Source organism: Metabacillus halosaccharovorans (genome assembly GCF_002019635.1).
Classification (GTDB): Bacteria; Bacillota; Bacilli; order Bacillales; family Bacillaceae; genus Metabacillus; species Metabacillus halosaccharovorans.
The window spans coordinates 790,749-808,483 of sequence record NZ_KV917372.1; the positions used below are offsets into that span (position 1 = coordinate 790,749).

The window sequence follows — 17,735 nt, forward strand, 5'->3', positions numbered from 1 at the left end:
GTATCATTCATACTACAGATAGAATTCAATCCTATATTCCCAAATAAAAAGCCCTCATAATGAGGACTTAACGCTTCCTGCTTTTATACTTAATTTTTTGAACCAGCTCAATATAAGAATCCAACAGAACAAAAGGCCAAAAAAGGATTGTGAAAATTGCCTTAATACTAGTAACTTTTCTATATTTATAAAATGAGAAGACGATTCCAATCATCATGTAAATAATTAGTTCAATAAACATGACAATTCCTCCTTTTTCGGTATTATATTCATCCATTACTTATTCAGTTCGTTAAAAATTAGAAAAAACATCATTTATCCCCAATGAAGCACAAAAGCGGAAGCACCTTGAACAGCCTAGGGTAAATAAGATGATTTAGAATAGAAGATTTCTTTGCCTTCAGTTCTAAATTGGCTAGGCCCTGGCGTTGAATGTCGCGCACTTATCCACAGTTCAAAGAATTTTAAAGTTTTCTAAACAATAAATCGAGTAGGATGCGCCTCACGGCGCCGACCTCTCTTCTCTAGCTCTTTATCAAGTTCATTTAGAATGATATTACTTAGTAGTGGACTTAAAGGCCACCTAGTGGTGTACCTTCATGATTTTCTGTTACAACTCCATTCTCCATAATTCCCCTGATTGAAGATCTTCTGATTAATTTGAGCGTGGGTTTGTCTAGAGGCTTCTTTTAGATTCAAACGTCACCATGGATATCCTTGCTTTCAACTAAAATGGTACCTATAACCCGTTGCACATAACGGAATTTCACCGTATAGTTGATGCACATGCCTGGCACACAAAAAAAGGCAAAACCTAATTATTTAAAAGGTTTTACCTAATATAACTAAACATTATAGGTTTAAATATACACTTTCATTAAAAATTAATTAAAATCGTAAAAATATTTATAAAAGAATACTAATAATCTAACATTGAGCAGTTTGTTTATACAGCTATATTTTCATTCTTATTAAAATATTTTTTTTCGATCTCTTTCTTCTTTTAATATTTCTACAGCTTCACGGAAACGTTGTGAGTGTATAATTTCACGTTCTCTTAAAAATCTCAAACTATCATTTAAATCCGGATCATCTGAAATGTCTATTAACCATTGATATGTAGCTCTTGCTTTTTCTTCCGCTGCTATATCCTCATAGAGATCAGCAATTGGATCTCCTTTCGCTTGGATATAAGTCGCAGTAAAAGGAACGCCAGCAGCATTACTATAAAAAAGTGCACTGTCATGATTAACATAATGTTCTGTTAATCCAGCTTCTTTTAATTGCTCCGGTGTAGCATCTTTTGTTAATTTATAAATCATAGTTGCAATCATTTCTAAATGGGCAAATTCTTCAGTACCTATGTCATTTAATAATCCCACAACTTTATCAGGAATCGTATAACGCTGATTTAAATAACGTAGTGCTGCTGCTAATTCTCCATCAGCTCCTCCGTATTGCTCCATAAGATATTTAGCAAGTGTAGGGTTACAAGTACTAACTTTTACCGGATATTGTAATTTCTTCTCATAATACCACATAAACTCTCCCCTTTCTTAAACTAAATTTGCCAGGGCCATGGAGTTGTTCCCCAACTCCAATTCGCATCGGTATAACTATTACCATATTGTTGAAGAGGTCCATATTTTGTTTCAAAATTCATTTTTAATTGTTTTGCATACTGAGCACACTTATTAAATTGCACCATAGCCTGTTGATCATCAGGGTGTGTATCAAGATAAAGAGTTAATTCAACAAGTACGAAGTCAATAGCTTGAATTTCTTCTAAATCTTCGTAATATTTTGGAGGTAGTTTCTTCATAATTGATCCCTCTTTTTTTCTTTATACGGATTTTCATAATAATCCCAAAATGCTGGCCACAATGTTCCTTTTTTTAAGGCTTCTGATGGGGAGAACTGTTTCATATTTGGTGGTTGAAACCCTATATATAAATTTGGAGGGGTAGAAAAGTATTTTAATTCAATTGGACTACAGGGGTCATACAAGCCATGAAAGGGTTTATAAGCTTTAAAAGTAGTGTATGCTGATTTACTACTGTTCATATGAGACCTCCTATTTTAAAGACTTTAATAAAATTATATGCATCAAAATTCTATTCATGTTAACCACTATAGTGCAATAAAACGCATGGAATAAATGGATTGAAAAAAGCTTAATAAAAAAAGGTAAAACCCTTATAAATCAAGGATTTTACCTATTAAATATTACATCACACGCTTAAACATCTTTTCCATTTCATAAGTTGAATAATGGACAATAATTGGCCGGCCGTGAGGACATGTAAATGGATCAGAAGACCTTCTCAACGTCTCCAACAAAGCGAAGATCTCATCATTTCTCAAATGATGATTTGCCTTAATGGATGCTTTGCAACTCATCATAATGGCTGCTTCTTCTCTAAGCTTTTTAATATTAATTTTTTTCTCATCAAGAACTTGTTGTATGATCTCCTCAATTGTTTCAGCTTCTTCACCTTTTGGAAACCATTGCGGATGTGAGCGGACAATATAACTATTGCGACCAAATGGTTCTAAGAAAATTCCAATACTAGATAAAGTTTCTATATGTTCTTCAATAATCATTGCCTCGTCATTCGAATACTCAAATGTTAATGGAACTAAAAGCTCTTGAACCTCAGACTGAATTTGACCAACTTTTTCACGATAAAATTCATACTTGATTCGTTCTTGTGCTGCATGTTGATCAATGATAAAAAGACCTTGATCATTTTGCGCTAATATATATGTTCCATGCATTTGACCGATGGGATATAGAGGAGGAACACGATTTTCTTGATCGAAAATTACTTCATCCTCATCTATTTCCGGCTCCACATTATGAGTAGGCTCAATCTCTGAAACATGTTCATTATATTCAAGTGCTTTTGTTTCTTTTTCATCTTGGTCTTGCTCCATTTCACTATTATCCAATGGATATAACGGTTCTGCCTGGATAGGCTGGTTGTTTGTTGTTTCTTTTACAAAGGAACTTTTCACTGAATCATAAAACATTGGCTCTGTTCTCGTCACTGCTTCTGCATGATGTTCAAATGTGAATTGTTGTTGATGATCTGTTGGCTTTATTGCCTTAGTTTTGGGAATTTCAACTGAAGGAATAAGCTGTTGCTTCTTAAAAACGTCCTTTATTCCATTCGTAATTACTTCATTTAACTCCGCTTCCTTACTAAGTCGAACTTCAAGTTTTGAAGGATGCACATTTACATCTACTAGTAACGGGTCCATGTTAATTTCTAAGAAAACAATAGGATAACGACCAATTGGAAGTAATGTATGATACCCCTGTTGAATCGCTTTTACTAATGGATAATTTTTAATAAAACGACCATTAATTATTGTTGAAATATAATTTCTCGAAGCTCGAGTCATTTCTGGTAATGCTAAAAAGCCATTAATCTCAAAATCTAATGATTCCAACGATAGTTTCTTCATTTTTTTTGCTATCGAAAGGCCATAGATTGAAGATAAGACTTGACGAACATCACCATTACCAGTTGTATGAAGAAGCTTCTTGCCATTATGGACTAGTCGAATGGAGACCTCGGGATGTGCAAGAGCAATTCGATTGACGATATCTGTAATGTTTCCTAGCTCTGTGTGTACTGTTTTCATATATTTTAGTCGCGCAGGTGTATTAAAAAATAAATTTCTTACCGAGATATCCGTTCCTTTTCTGCTGGAGGTTGACTCATGTTTTTCAATTTTCCCGCCAGATAAAATAAGGTGTGTACCAGCACCTTCACCAGTACTTGTCTTCATTTCCAATAACGAAACAGAGGCAATACTTGGCAAAGCCTCCCCCCTAAAACCTAATGTTCTTATACGGAACAGGTCATTTTCATCTTTTATTTTACTTGTAGCATGACGATGAAAAGCATTAAGACAATCATCCGGCTCAATTCCGTCTCCATTATCAACGATTCGTATTTTACTTAAGCCAGCTTCCTCTATATCAATTTCAACGATTGTACTATTAGCATCAATTGCATTTTCAAGTAATTCTTTCACAACAGATGCCGGTCGCTCAACTACTTCCCCGGCAGCGATTTTGTTTGAAAGCATATCGTCAAGACGTATTATTTTCCCCATGTCCTCACCGCCCTTAATTTATGATCGTTTCTTTATAACTATTTAACTTTTTTCTGTAACTGATAAAGCTCATTCATTGCATCAAGAGGTGTCATCTCCAGCAAATTCAGCGATTTTAAAAGGTCAAGAACTGATTTTTCCTTTTTAGACAGAACAGGTTCTTTTACCGGTACAACTTGTTCATCAGGGAATAAAGAAAGCTGTGAATCTGTTAAGGAATCCTCTTTTATAACTGCTTTTTTCATCTTTGGCAATGTTGTTGTATCTGAACGATCTTGTTCTAATTCGGTTAATATCTGTTTTGCACGCTGTATGAGTGAAGATGGAAGATCAGCAAGTTCAGCCACATGAATACCATAGCTTTTATCAGCTGCTCCCTCTTCGATTTTATGGAGGAAAACAACTTTCCCATTTTCTTCGATCGCTTTTACGTGAATATTTTTTAATGAGCTTAATTGTGTTTCAAGAATCGTTAGTTCATGATAATGTGTTGAAAATAATGTTTTTGCACCAATATGTTCATGAATATGTTCAATAATTGCTTGGGCAAGTGCCATCCCATCATAGGTCGATGTGCCTCTTCCAATCTCATCAAAAAGGATTAAACTTTGGGATGTTGCATGGGCAATTGCATTTTTCGCTTCCAGCATTTCAACCATAAATGTACTTTGACCGGAAATGAGATCATCTGCTGCTCCTATTCTTGTAAATATTTGATCAAAAATTGGGAGCACGGCTTCAGAAGCAGGGACATAACATCCGATTTGCGCTAATATCGCTGTTAATGCAACTTGGCGCATATACGTGCTCTTACCTGACATGTTTGGCCCAGTTATGAGAAGCATTTGGCGTTCCTGACTGAAATAGCAATCATTTGCTACATATTCTTGAGAGTCCATCACCTTTTCAACAACTGGATGACGACCATCTTTTATAAATAACTCGTTATTATTTGAAAATATCGGCTTACAATAATGACGATTTTCACTAACTGTAGCAAAACATTGCAAAACATCTAGTTCACTTAAGCGTTTAGCCAATTCTTGTAGTCTTGGAATATATTGCTTAACATTCTCACGAATTTCTACAAATAATTGATATTCAAGTTCCACTATTTTTTCTTCCGCCTCTAAAATAAGTGATTCTTTTTCCTTAAGAGCTGGTGTAATAAATCGCTCAGCATTTGATAAGGTTTGTTTTCTTTCATATTGGCCATCTTCCAAAAGATGAAGGTTTGCTCGTGTTACTTCGATATAATAGCCAAATATTTTGTTATAGCCAATTTTTAACGACTTAATTCCTGTTTTTTGACGCTCTTGCTGCTCTAATTGAGCAATCCATGTTTTTCCATTACGACTGGCATCACGATATTGATCCAATTGATAATGATATCCATCTTTAATGATATTACCTTCTTTAATAGAAAGTGGCGGATGATCAATAATACTATCTTCAAGAAGTCTCGCTAAATCATTACAAGCATCGAGTTTTCTTAAAGTAAAGTGTTCATTTTGTAATCCTGAACAAAGTTCCGTAATGAAGGGAACTTGTTGCAAGGATTTTTTTAACTGTATTAAATCTCTGGCATTTACATTACCGAACGCAACTCGTCCTGCTAATCTTTCAAGATCATAAACTTCTTTAAGCAACGCTCTTAAATCTTCTCTCTCAAAGTAGTGATCTATAAGAGTATCAACAATATTCAGCCGTTCTTCTATCTGCTCTCGACTAACCAGAGGCTTGTCTACCCATTGTTTTAACAATCTGCCCCCCATCGCTGTTTTTGTTTCATCTAAGAGCCATAAAAGAGAACCTTTTTTTCCTTTTGAGCGGATGGTTTCAGTTAATTCAAGATTTCGCTTTGAAAACAAATCAATTTTCATTGCATCTTGAAGATAGTACACTTTTACATTTTGTAAATGATCCAGACTACGCTTTTGAGTCCGTTCAAGATATGTGATAAGTTTTGCAAATGTTGAAACAAGGCGTTCATCGTTTACATCTCTTACTAATGGTTTAAAATTGTCATGAATTAAGGATTCGGACTGATAGGACAAAGTTGCTTGGCATCGATCAATTAATTGTTTTTTCCATTGTTCCTGTAAGTCATTTGACATGACTATTTCTTTAGCACCTACAGAATATATTTCATTGAGTAGTTCATCAAAGCTCATGCAGAGTGCCACAAGGTTCTCGCCTGTTGTTAGATCACTAAGAGCTAATCCGAATTGAGTTCCAAAGACTGATATTGAAGCAATATAGTTATTCTCTTTTTCCTGAATGCCTTTTCCATCCATCACAGTTCCAGGTGTAATAAGTTGGACAACTTCTCTTCTTACAACACCCTTGGCCTGTTTAGGATCCTCGGTTTGCTCACAAATTGCCACCTTATATCCTTTTGATATAAGCTGTTCTATATAGTTTGGTGCAGAATGGTAAGGAACTCCACACATCGGAATTCTTTCTTCACCACCACCGTCGCGACTAGTTAATGTAATCTCTAGTTCTTGTGATGCAGAGATTGCATCTTGAAAGAACATTTCGTAAAAATCTCCTAAACGAAAAAATAAAAAGGCATCTTCATAATCTGCCTTAATCTTTAAATATTGCTGTATCATCGGCGTATAAGTAGCCATGTTGAACCTCCAATACCACAGTTAACGTGCATTTTTTCATACATTCCATTATAACATAAATCGACAAATTGCTGTGATATTGACTAAAAGGGAATTTACGTAAATAATACTCTATTATTATGTATTTAAACACTAAAAAACTAGGAGGTTGCTTTCCTCCTAGTTATTCTTCTACATCTCCAACTAAAAATTCCGGATTTAAATCTTCAAACTCGTCATCTAATTCTTCTTCCCAGTCTTCATCATCTTCGCAGCCTTCTGGATTCACGTGAACACATACTTTTGTTTCACCAATAACTTCAGCAAGGTGTTCGCGTTCAGCTTGAACGATAATCTTGTTTCCATTAGGTGAAATCGTTACTTCCAGACAGTTTGGTTGTTGAAGTGCCTTACAGATAACTTCATGCTCATCGTCAAGAAAATTATCATCTTTATATCTCAATTTTATGATATCTACATATTCTACGCGTTCTGTTACAACTTCTGTTTTTGTATTTTCGTTGTAAGAATACCATACGTTAATATCATAAGTACCTTCTACTTCAACTGTTCTGCCATTCTTTTGAGCATCATAATTATGGTTGATGATCCAGCCACCTAAAATGCTCGCTGGTTTTTGCGATGGTGCAATCGTATGTGTGCATTGTGAAAATTTACGTCCTTTTGCAACAACAGCTTTCGTAATAATTTCTCTGTATTCAGACATTCGAGCATACCCTCCTCAATAAATCTTCATTTAATCCTATGCTAGGCTAATAACAGATGTGCTAAGTAATTAAATGAATTCATGACATGTTACGCCAATACCCGTAACGTATAGTACATTGTATGCTAGGGTTACAGAATATGTGCCTAAAAATAAAAAAAGGTGCTTGGATAATAATAAAATAATGGCCTATTTTTATTGTTGAATGACACAGTAATTTAAAAGCCTTTTCAGAAGAATGTATGAGGAATTAGAAATACTTATTCCTCATTTTGTATAAAACAAAAAGGGATCCGAATAAAAACATTCGAATCCCTCATAAATGCAGTAATTTTGTTTTCGTGATCAAGAACAACTACTACCAGGAGAATTTCTTAGTTTAGATCCTGTTTCACCTTGTAGTAAGTCTCCGCCAGTTGACGTAATGATTTCATTTGTTACTTTATTAGAAATTGTATGTGAAACTAACTGAAGCAAATCATTTACTTCCAGCTGTGATTCTTTAAACTCTTGAATAATTGGAATCTCATCTAATTCGTTTTGAATTTTATCAATCTTAGCCTCAACTTGTTTTAGCGCTTCGTGTTTTCCATAATGTTGGAAGTTAACTGCTTGTTTTTGAAGGCTTTTAATACTTGCAATCATTTCACGAATTTTTTGATTTTCATTAAGTTGTGCTTCTGCACGTTTAAAGAAATCAACTTCCTTTGATTCAGAAATCATTTGTGCAAGTTCACGTGCTTTAACTACGATATCATCTTTTGTATAAGTTGTTGTCATCTTATTTCACCTCAACCGCTTCTTCTACCATTTCTCCATCTAATGTCCATGTTTTTGCTTTTGTAATTTTCACTTTAACAATTTTCCCGATTGCTGACTTAGGTGCTCTAAAGTTTACTAGCTTACTTTTCTCAGTGTATCCTGCTAAAACTTCAGGATTGTTTTTGCTTTCACCTTCAACTAATACATCGACTATTTGGCCTTCATATGCCTTTAACTTCTTGGCAGAAATCTCATTAACTACCGCATTTAAACGTTGAAGACGTTCCTTCTTCACTTCCATTGGTACATTATCCTTCATTTTCGCAGCAGGTGTACCTTCACGTGGAGAGTAGATGAATGTATAGGCACTATCAAATTCCACTTCACGATATAATGAAAGTGTTTCTTCAAATTGCTCGTCTGTTTCATTTGGGAAACCGACAATAATATCTGTTGTTAGAGATGCATTTGGCATTGCTTCTTTAATTTTCCCAACAAGCTCTAAATAGCTTTCACGTGAATATTTACGTGCCATGATTTTTAATATTTCCGAGCTGCCTGACTGAACTGGTAAATGAATATGATCCAAGAGATTTCCACCCTTTGCCAGCACTTCAATTAGATGATCATCAAAATCACGAGGGTGGCTCGTTGTGAAACGGATTCTAGGGATATCGATTTTATGGATTTCGTCCATTAAATCACCTAGTCCATATTCAATATCCTCGAAATCTTTACCATAGGCATTTACGTTTTGACCAAGAAGTGTGATTTCCTGATATCCTTGTGCTGCTAAATGGCGCACCTCTTGGATAATTTCCTCAGGACGACGACTACGCTCTTTACCACGTGTATATGGAACAATACAATACGTACAGAATTTATCACATCCGTACATAATATTTACCCATGCTTTAATATTCCCTTTACGTACTTTCGGAAGATTTTCAATAACATCTCCCTCTTTAGACCACACTTCTACAACCATTTCTTTTGAAAGATATGCCTCGTTTAAAATTTGAGGTAAACGGTGGATATTGTGTGTTCCGAAAATCATATCAACAAATGGGTGTACTTTTAGTATACGGTTAACAACTGATTCTTCCTGTGACATACAGCCGCAAACACCTAATAATAGATCAGGCCTTTGCTTTTTCAATGTTTTAAAATGACCTAACTCACCAAAAACTTTGTTTTCTGCGTTTTCACGAATGGCACATGTATTAAGCAAAATAACATTTGCATCTTCGACACCATCAGTTGGCTCGTAGCCCAGAGCCATAAAGATTCCAGCCATTACCTCTGTATCATGCTCATTCATTTGACAGCCATATGTGCGAATATAAAACTTGCGGCCTTGTCCCATTCCTTTGAATTCTTCAGGAATAGAGAAGCCATCATATTTTACTTCTTCTTTTCCACGTTTCTTCGCATCTTTTAAAGAAGGTGGCATATATACTGTTTGGAAATACTGGCTGTAGTCCTTATCGGATTTTTTGTCCGAAGGAGTTACTTGAGTGCTTTCCTTACGTTGTTGTTCGTTCATTGTGTTAATCTCCTTTCAATTTGTCTATTAACAGCAAAACATCACTTTAAATTTTAACATCAACTCATTTATTATTAATAAATCGTACGAATAAATTTAATCATTCCCACGTACAACATAAAAGTATATCGATTATCTATAAAGAATACAATAATAAACACATACTGACTTAAATTTTACACGTTTTCAACCGAAAAGGCTAATATCGTTTTATGGAAATTCACAAAATATTATTATTCCAGATATCCATAATATAATTATGTAAACTATATATTTATAGATGAAGACCCTTTAATAAAAACAAAGGCTTTCATCTATAATGGCATATAAATGATAATGTAAACTTCTTCTTTTATTTAACGCTATTCAAACAAAAAACTAATCTTTCCTGATTTCCATTCCAATCTGGCATCAAATGTTTTCTCCCCCTTTTTAAATCCTTTGATGACATTTGTTTGTCCTTCATTTAAAAGCTTCTGTACATTAGTTTGAGAGATTTTTTTGCCAAGGATCTTCTTTGAAATGGTAAATTTACAATGATTCGTTTTATAATTTGTACAGCCGTAAAACTCCCCCTTGTCAACTACATTACCTTCACATAACACACATTTCCCGGCTTTTTTTCCTATTGTAAAACGTGAAGAAGTTCGTTGTATTGATTCAATTTTTAAGCCTTCAAAACTCCATGTCGTTGAAACCTCAATTGCATCAGATACTATTTTCTTTGACAGTTTTTTCGTTTGTTCCATAAAAACAGAAGGTGATGCATGCCCGTCACCAATCTCAGATAATCTTTGTTCCCACTTTGCCGTCATTTCTGGTGACGCCAAAATATGATCACCAATCGCTTGGATTAAAACTTTTGCTTTATCTGTTGCGAAAACTTGATTTTTCTTTACCTCAATATATTTTCGATCTTTAAGCATAGTGATAATTCCAGCTCTTGTTGCTTCTGTTCCAAGACCTTCTACTTTACTTAACACTTTTTCGAGCTCATCATTATCTAAATATTTCCCCGCAGTTTTCATTAACGTGATTAATTGACCTTCTGTATACCGTTTTGGTGGTTGAGTTTTACCTTCCTTAGTATCAATTTTTTCTACGATTCCATCATCATTTTTTTGTAGATTTGGAAGTATTTCGTCTTTTTCCTTATCATCCTGGTAAATGACCTTACGCCAACCTTCTTGAATTTGTTGTTTCCCTTTTGTAATAAATTCAGCACGTCCATCAACTAAAGTGATAAGAGTCGAATAATCGAATATTGCCTGATCATAGTGAGCAGCAATTAATCTACGAACGATCATATCATATATTCTTTGTTCATCTGCTGATAGTTTCTTAGGATCTCGCACTTGTTCAGTTGGAATAATAGCATAGTGATCCGTCACCTTTTTTTCATTAACATAACGGGAATTAGTAAGAATTGATGATTTAGGTAACGGAAACATATGACTATATTCATCAAACACACTTAATTTTTGCAAAATGTCTGGAAATTGCTCGGCTTCTCCCTTAGTTACATATGTTGAATCACTACGTGGATAGGAAACAATTCCCTTTTGATAGAGCGACTGAACAATATCCAACGTTTTCTTTGGAGAAAATTTGAACGCCTTGTTAGCGGTTGCCTGTAGAGATGATAAATTAAACAAGAGCGGTGGTTGATATTCTTTTCGTTCTGTCTTTACATCTTTAATGACAGCTGGCTTTCCTTTACAAAATGCTGCTATCTTACTCGCAAGCTCTTGGTCCATTACACGTGTTTGTTGATCTTTATGCCATTTCCCTTTGTATTTTTTCCCGTTTATCTTAAACGTGGCAATGACTTCCCAAAACGGTTCCGGTTTAAACTCATCTATTTCTCTTTCACGTTTCACTATTAACGCGAGAGTTGGTGTTTGTACACGTCCTGCAGAGAAAACATCATTCATTCCATGGTTTTTAAGAAGAAGAGAGTATACTCTTGAAGCATTCATACCTACTAACCAATCTGCACATGCACGAGAATACGCTTCATAAAATAAATTTTTTGTTTTTTCATCATCTAATAATTGGTTAAAACCTTCGTATATTGAAGCAGGTGTTAATGACGAAATCCACAATCTTTTGATTGGTTTTTTCACACCAGCCAAATGAATAATATTTCGAACAATTAACTCTCCCTCACGCCCTGCATCACCTGCATGGATAATCTCTGTGATACCTGGATTAGTAAGAAGTTGTTTAACAATATAAAACTGCTTTGCTTTGGATTTCGTTACCTCGTATCGAAACTTATCAGGTATAATCGGTAACATTGGTATGGACCATTTTTTCCATTCAGGTTTATAAGCTTCTGGTGGGCTTAATTCAGTTAAGTGTCCAATCGCCCATGTGCAATAGGCCCCATTAGGAAATAGTTCATTTGGTTTTATCTCAAAATATCCATCTCGTTTTATTCGTTGAAATTGTGCACAAAGGGTTGAAGCTTGATCAGGCTTTTCGGCAATAATTATTTTCATAACTTTCCTACACCTACTAATTTACAAGTCTTTTTTCTAGTTTACTTTATTTTTTCTTTTATGAAAAATAACAGAAAATTAATTTTACACGAAAATATGTCTTATTAACATATTAAATTTATATTTTCACTTAATTAACTAACATAGTAAAAGGGCTGATGAATTACCATCAGCCCTTTTGTTATTTCACATAAATTCTGCAACTAATTTATTAAATTCTTCTTCATCTATCTCCAGGTCGGCTTTTGAAAGCGGGATATCGCTGTAACCATTGATCATATCTTGATATGATTTTTGCTCTTTATTTTGATAGATCAGTCCTGTTACTAATCCATTATTTTTCATTAGAGTTTGCATAGCCTGCTCTTTATTGTGAGGGTCATAATCTTCAATAGTACTAAGCTTAGTTAGATTTTCTTTAAACCAGTCATATGTGTTTACTTTATTGTAAGTTACACATGGGCTAAATACATTAATTAATGAGAACCCTTTATGATTAATTCCGGCTTCAATTAGTGCAGTTAAATCTTTTAAATCAGTTGAAAAACTCTGTGCAACAAAAGTTGCTCCTGCTGTTAATGCCATTTCCATGACAGAAAGTGATGATTCAATTGATCCTTGTGGTGTACTTTTTGTCACGAACCCTGCATCACTTCGTGGTGAGGTTTGCCCTTTTGTAAGACCATAAATTTGATTGTCCATAACAATATAAGTGATATCAATATTACGGCGAATCGCATGGATGGTATGGCCCATCCCGATTGCAAAGCCATCACCGTCTCCTCCAGAAGCAATAACAGTTAAATCTTTATTTGCCATTTTTACTCCTTGAGCAATTGGCAAAGATCTACCATGAATACCATGGAAACCGTATGAATTGATATAGCCTGAGATACGTCCAGAACAACCAATACCAGATACAACAGCTAAATTTTCAGGTGTAAGACCTACATTAGCGGCAGCACGCTGAATAGCTGCTTGAACAGAGAAATCACCACAACCTGGACACCAGTTTGGTTTTACATTATTACGGAAATCTTTAAATGTTGTTGCTGCCATGTTAGATCAACTCCTTGCTTCTTGTATGAATTTCATGAGGTAAGAATGGATTTCCATCATATTTTAATAGGGATGATATTTTGCCAGCATGTCCCACATTCATTTTTAATAAATTTGCCAGTTGACCTGTTGCATTATTCTCAACGACAATCACTTTTTTAGCTGCCTCTACTAATGGCAGCATTTCTTCTGTTGGGAATGGGTGAATTAAGCGAATTTGTGCATGGTTTACTTGGATTCCATCTGCTTCAAGTCTTGCCATCGCTTCTTCAATAGTCCCTCTAGTTGAAATGTAGCCAACTAATAAAACATCAGGATTTTCATGGGAAACATTTTTATGAACTGGATTCTTAAATTGTAGAGTGTTTAATTTTCTTAAACGTTTATCCATTTGATCTACACGATTACTTGCTGATTCCGAAGGCTTGCCTGTTTCATCATGCTCTACACCCGTTACATGGTGAATACCATGTTTCATACCAGGAATAACACGTGGTGATACACCATCCTCGGTTACTTCAAACCTTTTAAAATATGCCTTATTTTCAGCTTCTGGTAAGTCATCAGATACTAATTTTCCGCGACGGATTTCAATTTTACTATAATCTAATGGCTCAACAGTTTGTTTTCCTAATGAAAGTTGTAAATCTGTTAAAAGAATAACAGGAACTTGGTACTCTTCGGCTATGTTAAAAGCTTCAATCGTGTCATAAAATGCTTCTTGAACTGTACTTGGAGCCATAACTACTTTAGGTATTTCTCCGTGTGTACCATAAATCATGGCCATTAAGTCAGATTGCTCTTGCTTTGTTGGTAATCCGGTACTTGGTCCACCTCGTTGTGTATCAATAATAACAAGTGGTTGTTCAGTCATACCGGATAATCCGATTGCTTCCATCATGAGAGATAAACCTGGCCCAGCTGATGCTGTAAATGTACGTGCTCCAGCATAGTTGGCACCGATCGCCATTGTACAGGCAGCAATTTCATCTTCCGTCTGAATCACTGCTCCACCAAATTTAGGTAATTTTTTAATTAAGTATTCCATTATTTCAGAAGCGGGAGTTATAGGGTAGGCAGCCATAAAGCGTGATCCACCTGCAATAGCACCTAATGCAATAGCGTCATTACCGATCATAAACATACGCTTTTTCCCATCTGCTTTTTCTAAATATAGATCTTCACGGTTATATTCAAGCTCTTCTTTTAAATATTTTGCACCCGTTTCGATAGCTTGCATATTTTTGGCAACAATTTGTTCACCCTTACGACCATAAATTTCTTGCACCACTTCGCGATATTGGGTTGCATCAATATCTAAAATGGCACTTGTCGCACCAATTGCTACCATGTTCTTCATTAGCGATGTTCCAAGTTCAGTGGCAATTTCAGAGAATGGGACAGAATAAAGAGTTACACCCTCATTCTCAGGAATTGTTGGTTTAAACTTAGTATCTGCAAGGACAATTCCTCCATCACGAAGCTCATGAAAATTAACATCTATTGTCTCTTGATCAAACGCTACTAATATATCAAGCTCGTCTGAAATAGCACGAACTTGTGTTGTACTTACACGGATCTTGTTATTTGTATGTCCGCCTTTAATTCGAGATGAAAAATGGCGGTATCCATATAAATAATATCCTAGTCGGTTTAATGCAATAGAGAATACTTCCCCTGTACTTTCAATACCCTCACCTTGCTGTCCACCAACTTTCCAGGAAAGTTGACTAATCATGCCCTCTACACTCCTCAATTATGCTTTCATTTGTTTATCTATTTTCTTTTAGATTACATCACATTAAGTATACCAACTTTTATGTAATTGTTGCGATGCAGCCCAAAACTTAGTAAAATGATTGGTTTTACACTAAACGTATTCAATTGTAGACCTTACCAGGAAAAAATACAAGACTTTAACTAAAATATTAAAAAGAAAGATAATCAGCTAAATTTTGAAAAAGAAACTTTTTCACTTGTGAATCAGAATAATGTTGCAGTAACTCATTTCCTAAAATCTCATAACAGGAATAATTTTCAAGTCCAACTATCGTTTCATCTATTCCATCAAAATCAGAACCAAACCCAATTTGATTTTCTCCACCTAATGAACACAAATAATCAATATGTTTTAGTAGATTTGATATAGTTGGTTCAGGTTGTTCAGACGTAAAAAAAGGAACAAATGTAACACCAATAACACCTTTCTTACGAAAAAGAGCCACGATTTGTTCATCTTTTAAATTCCTTACATGTGAACATATAGTATAAACATTTGAGTGAGTAGCAATGGGGTAATCCGCAAGATCTAATGCTTCCCAGAAGCTTCTTTCACTAGCATGCGATAAATCAGTCCACATCTTTTGTTTATTTAAATAGCGTATAACTTCTGTCCCAAAGTTTGTAATGCCCGCATTTCGCTTTTCTAACACACCGTCTGCCACTAGGTTAGCATAGTTCCACGTTAACCCTACAGACCGAACACCAAGCTCATATAGGAGCTCAAGGTTACCAATTTGATCGCCTATTGCATCACATCCCTCAAGTGTTAAAATGGCACCAGTTTCTCCATCCTTTAAGCCTGCTAGATCTTCCTTCGTTTTAATAAGTTTAATCTCGGGATATTTATGAAGAATCTTTTGGTAAAAAATATTGATTTGTTGTTGTGCTACAGTTAACCTTTGGACAAATGGAATATTATCTGGAACAAAAATGGCAAAGCATTGGATATTCTTATTAGCTGTTTTAAGTTTTGATAGATCGACATGTAACCGATTATCATAAAACACATCTAGTTTTGGATTTTGCCAGAGCTTAAAAAGCATGTCACAATGTGCATCAAAGATTTTCAAGACTACTCACTCCTTTATCTCACTTTTACTAATTTTTTATAAAAAAACAGGGTTTGACTCATTGAGTCAAACCCGTTTCATGTTCTTTCATAGAGTTTATTATCTCGGCTCTACGATTAGTTTTATGGCAGTACGCTCTTCACCATCTATTTGAATATCTGTAAAAGCAGGAATACAAATTAAGTCCACTCCACTTGGAGCTACAAATCCTCTCGCAATTGCTACAGCTTTTACTGCTTGATTAAGGGCTCCTGCTCCAATTGCTTGGATTTCGGCAGCACCTCTCTCCCTCAATACTCCGGCTAATGCACCAGCAACTGAATTAGGATTTGATTTTGCTGAAACCTTTAATATTTCCATTTCTAGTTCCCCCTTTTTTCAATGAATCCTTGAGTGTTCATTAGAACAATCTTTGGTATATTTTGTTTAAAAGGACCTCCCCTAAATCCCCTTTAAACAGTGTTAGTTATATATCCATTGCTACTATATTCACTAGAGTTGGAATATATTCCTGCTTGTTCGCACATTATTTCGAAAAATTCGCACTTATACATAAATTCATGTTCTTACTCAAAGAACATGTGATCATCATTAATAAGAATACGTTCAATTTTACTGGCTTTCCCAGTTTTATCATTCACATCAACTACAACACCACTTAGCTGAGTTCTACCCTCTGCTACATCATGACGAACCGGAAGGCCCGTTAAAAAGCGCTTTAAGATCATTTCCCTGTCAACACCTAAGATTCCATCATACGGACCTGTCATTCCAACATCTGTTATGTATGCAGTTCCTTTATCTAATATCCTTTCATCGGCTGTTTGAACATGTGTATGTGTCCCTACAACTACCGATGCCTGTCCATTTAAATACCAACCCATCGCCTGTTTTTCACTGGTTGCTTCAGCATGAAAATCCACAAAAATGACTGAAGTCCGCTTTTTAGCTTGTTCTATTAATTCATCAGCTTTTTTAAAAGGACAATCTGATGGTGGTAAAAATGCACGTCCTTGTAAATTTATGACTGCTATTTCCTTTCCACCTACTGTTATAAAGGTCATTCCTTTTCCCGGATTATTTTCAGGAAAATTGGCAGGTCGTATCATTTGTGTTGTATCATCAATAAATTCAAAGATGTCACGGTTATCCCATGTATGATTTCCCATTGTGATTACATGTGCACCTTGTTGTATAAATTGCTGATACATCTTCTCTGTAATACCTCTACCATGTGCTGCATTCTCTCCGTTTATAATGACAGCGTGTGGCTGGTATTTTGTTTTTAACTTTGGTAAGTATTCCTTCACCATATCCCGACCTGGTGATCCAAAAACATCCCCGATAAATAATATTTTCATTTATGTACCCTCTTTACTATAAAGTATTACAACTAGTGTTGCACAAATTAGTGCAAAAGTGCAAGCGCCTTGGTCAGTCTAGGGCAAATAAGATGTAAATGAATAGAAGACGTTCTTTTTCTTCAATTCATTTACGTCTTATGACCTCGAGGGGCTAGGCGCTGGAGCTGGATGTCTAAGC

The 17,735-nt window shown here is 35.2% G+C and carries 15 protein-coding genes and 1 pseudogene; all 16 read right to left on the minus strand.

The genetic code is table 11. The features are described from left to right. Positions 1-67 precede the first annotated feature (67 nt). The 16 genes and pseudogenes from BK577_RS26115 to BK577_RS18270 all read right to left on the minus strand — a co-directional run bounded on the left by BK577_RS26115 (position 68) and on the right by BK577_RS18270 (position 17,554). Positions 68-241 (minus strand): hypothetical protein, encoded by a 174-nt coding sequence (locus BK577_RS26115; RefSeq protein WP_169908376.1) that lies wholly within the window; start codon positions 239-241, stop codon positions 68-70. A 266-nt stretch (positions 242-507) separates the two neighbouring features. After that, positions 508-689, minus strand: a pseudogene (locus BK577_RS26465) (group II intron reverse transcriptase/maturase); the annotation flags it as partial. A gap of 282 nt (positions 690-971) precedes the next feature. Beyond that, the gene (gene cotJC / locus BK577_RS18205; RefSeq protein WP_078434270.1) at positions 972-1,541 is read right to left on the minus strand and encodes a spore coat protein CotJC; all 570 of its coding nucleotides are present in this window, start codon (positions 1,539-1,541) and stop codon (positions 972-974) included. Between the two features lie 20 nt (positions 1,542-1,561). Beyond that, entirely contained in the window at positions 1,562-1,822 is a 261-nt protein-coding gene (locus tag BK577_RS18210) for a spore coat protein CotJB (protein ID WP_078434271.1), read from the minus strand. Next, a complete protein-coding gene (locus BK577_RS18215) occupies positions 1,819-2,064 on the minus strand; it encodes a spore coat associated protein CotJA (protein WP_078434272.1) in 246 nt (81 codons plus the stop codon). The genes BK577_RS18210 and BK577_RS18215 overlap by 4 nt, the downstream gene beginning before the upstream one ends. 162 nt (positions 2,065-2,226) lie before the next feature. Further along, positions 2,227-4,128 carry a DNA mismatch repair endonuclease MutL gene (mutL, locus tag BK577_RS18220; RefSeq protein WP_078434273.1) on the minus strand — a complete coding sequence of 634 codons (1,902 nt, stop codon included), beginning with the start codon at positions 4,126-4,128 and terminating at the stop codon, positions 2,227-2,229. Positions 4,129-4,166: 38 nt separating this feature from the next. After that, complete coding sequence (mutS, locus tag BK577_RS18225) at positions 4,167-6,764, minus strand: DNA mismatch repair protein MutS (protein ID WP_078434274.1); 2,598 nt, start codon at positions 6,762-6,764, stop codon at positions 4,167-4,169. A 163-nt stretch (positions 6,765-6,927) separates the two neighbouring features. Continuing rightward, positions 6,928-7,470, minus strand: coding sequence for an outer spore coat protein CotE (cotE, locus tag BK577_RS18230; protein ID WP_026559268.1), 543 nt, complete (start codon positions 7,468-7,470; stop codon positions 6,928-6,930). 345 nt (positions 7,471-7,815) lie between these two features. Next, a complete protein-coding gene (gene ricA / locus BK577_RS18235) occupies positions 7,816-8,250 on the minus strand; it encodes a regulatory iron-sulfur-containing complex subunit RicA (protein WP_078434275.1) in 435 nt (144 codons plus the stop codon). Between the two features lies 1 nt (position 8,251). After that, positions 8,252-9,778, minus strand: coding sequence for a tRNA (N6-isopentenyl adenosine(37)-C2)-methylthiotransferase MiaB (miaB, locus tag BK577_RS18240; RefSeq protein WP_078434276.1), 1,527 nt, complete (start codon positions 9,776-9,778; stop codon positions 8,252-8,254). A gap of 362 nt (positions 9,779-10,140) precedes the next feature. Further along, positions 10,141-12,282, minus strand: coding sequence for a DNA topoisomerase III (locus tag BK577_RS18245; protein ID WP_078434277.1), 2,142 nt, complete (start codon positions 12,280-12,282; stop codon positions 10,141-10,143). Between the two features lie 186 nt (positions 12,283-12,468). Continuing rightward, positions 12,469-13,341, minus strand: coding sequence for a 2-oxoacid:ferredoxin oxidoreductase subunit beta (locus BK577_RS18250; protein ID WP_078434278.1), 873 nt, complete (start codon positions 13,339-13,341; stop codon positions 12,469-12,471). Between the two features lies 1 nt (position 13,342). Beyond that, a complete protein-coding gene (locus tag BK577_RS18255; protein ID WP_078434279.1) occupies positions 13,343-15,079 on the minus strand; it encodes a 2-oxoacid:acceptor oxidoreductase subunit alpha in 1,737 nt (578 codons plus the stop codon). Between the two features lie 190 nt (positions 15,080-15,269). Further along, complete coding sequence (locus BK577_RS18260; RefSeq protein WP_078434280.1) at positions 15,270-16,193, minus strand: dipeptidase; 924 nt, start codon at positions 16,191-16,193, stop codon at positions 15,270-15,272. Between the two features lie 99 nt (positions 16,194-16,292). After that, positions 16,293-16,553 (minus strand): stage V sporulation protein SpoVS, encoded by a 261-nt coding sequence (spoVS, locus tag BK577_RS18265; RefSeq protein WP_003181955.1) that lies wholly within the window; start codon positions 16,551-16,553, stop codon positions 16,293-16,295. 206 nt (positions 16,554-16,759) lie between these two features. After that, the gene (locus BK577_RS18270) at positions 16,760-17,554 is read right to left on the minus strand and encodes a TIGR00282 family metallophosphoesterase (RefSeq protein WP_026559275.1); all 795 of its coding nucleotides are present in this window, start codon (positions 17,552-17,554) and stop codon (positions 16,760-16,762) included. Positions 17,555-17,735: the final 181 nt, after the last annotated feature.

What these genes read in the sequence shown, in the direction of transcription:
- BK577_RS18215 (WP_078434272.1), bottom strand. Translation starts at nt 2,064, where the DNA reads ATGAACAGTAGTAAATCAGCATACACTACTTTTAAAGCTTATAAACCC.
- BK577_RS26115 (WP_169908376.1), bottom strand. Translation starts at nt 241, where the DNA reads ATGTTTATTGAACTAATTATTTACATGATGATTGGAATCGTCTTCTCA.
- mutL (WP_078434273.1), bottom strand. Translation starts at nt 4,128, where the DNA reads ATGGGGAAAATAATACGTCTTGACGATATGCTTTCAAACAAAATCGCT.
- miaB (WP_078434276.1), bottom strand. Translation starts at nt 9,778, where the DNA reads ATGAACGAACAACAACGTAAGGAAAGCACTCAAGTAACTCCTTCGGAC.
- cotE (WP_026559268.1), bottom strand. Translation starts at nt 7,470, where the DNA reads ATGTCTGAATACAGAGAAATTATTACGAAAGCTGTTGTTGCAAAAGGA.
- BK577_RS18250 (WP_078434278.1), bottom strand. Translation starts at nt 13,341, where the DNA reads ATGGCAGCAACAACATTTAAAGATTTCCGTAATAATGTAAAACCAAAC.
- BK577_RS18210 (WP_078434271.1), bottom strand. Translation starts at nt 1,822, where the DNA reads ATGAAGAAACTACCTCCAAAATATTACGAAGATTTAGAAGAAATTCAA.
- BK577_RS18255 (WP_078434279.1), bottom strand. Translation starts at nt 15,079, where the DNA reads ATGATTAGTCAACTTTCCTGGAAAGTTGGTGGACAGCAAGGTGAGGGT.
- ricA (WP_078434275.1), bottom strand. Translation starts at nt 8,250, where the DNA reads ATGACAACAACTTATACAAAAGATGATATCGTAGTTAAAGCACGTGAA.
- cotJC (WP_078434270.1), bottom strand. Translation starts at nt 1,541, where the DNA reads ATGTGGTATTATGAGAAGAAATTACAATATCCGGTAAAAGTTAGTACT.
- spoVS (WP_003181955.1), bottom strand. Translation starts at nt 16,553, where the DNA reads ATGGAAATATTAAAGGTTTCAGCAAAATCAAATCCTAATTCAGTTGCT.
- mutS (WP_078434274.1), bottom strand. Translation starts at nt 6,764, where the DNA reads ATGGCTACTTATACGCCGATGATACAGCAATATTTAAAGATTAAGGCA.
- BK577_RS18270 (WP_026559275.1), bottom strand. Translation starts at nt 17,554, where the DNA reads ATGAAAATATTATTTATCGGGGATGTTTTTGGATCACCAGGTCGGGAT.
- BK577_RS18245 (WP_078434277.1), bottom strand. Translation starts at nt 12,282, where the DNA reads ATGAAAATAATTATTGCCGAAAAGCCTGATCAAGCTTCAACCCTTTGT.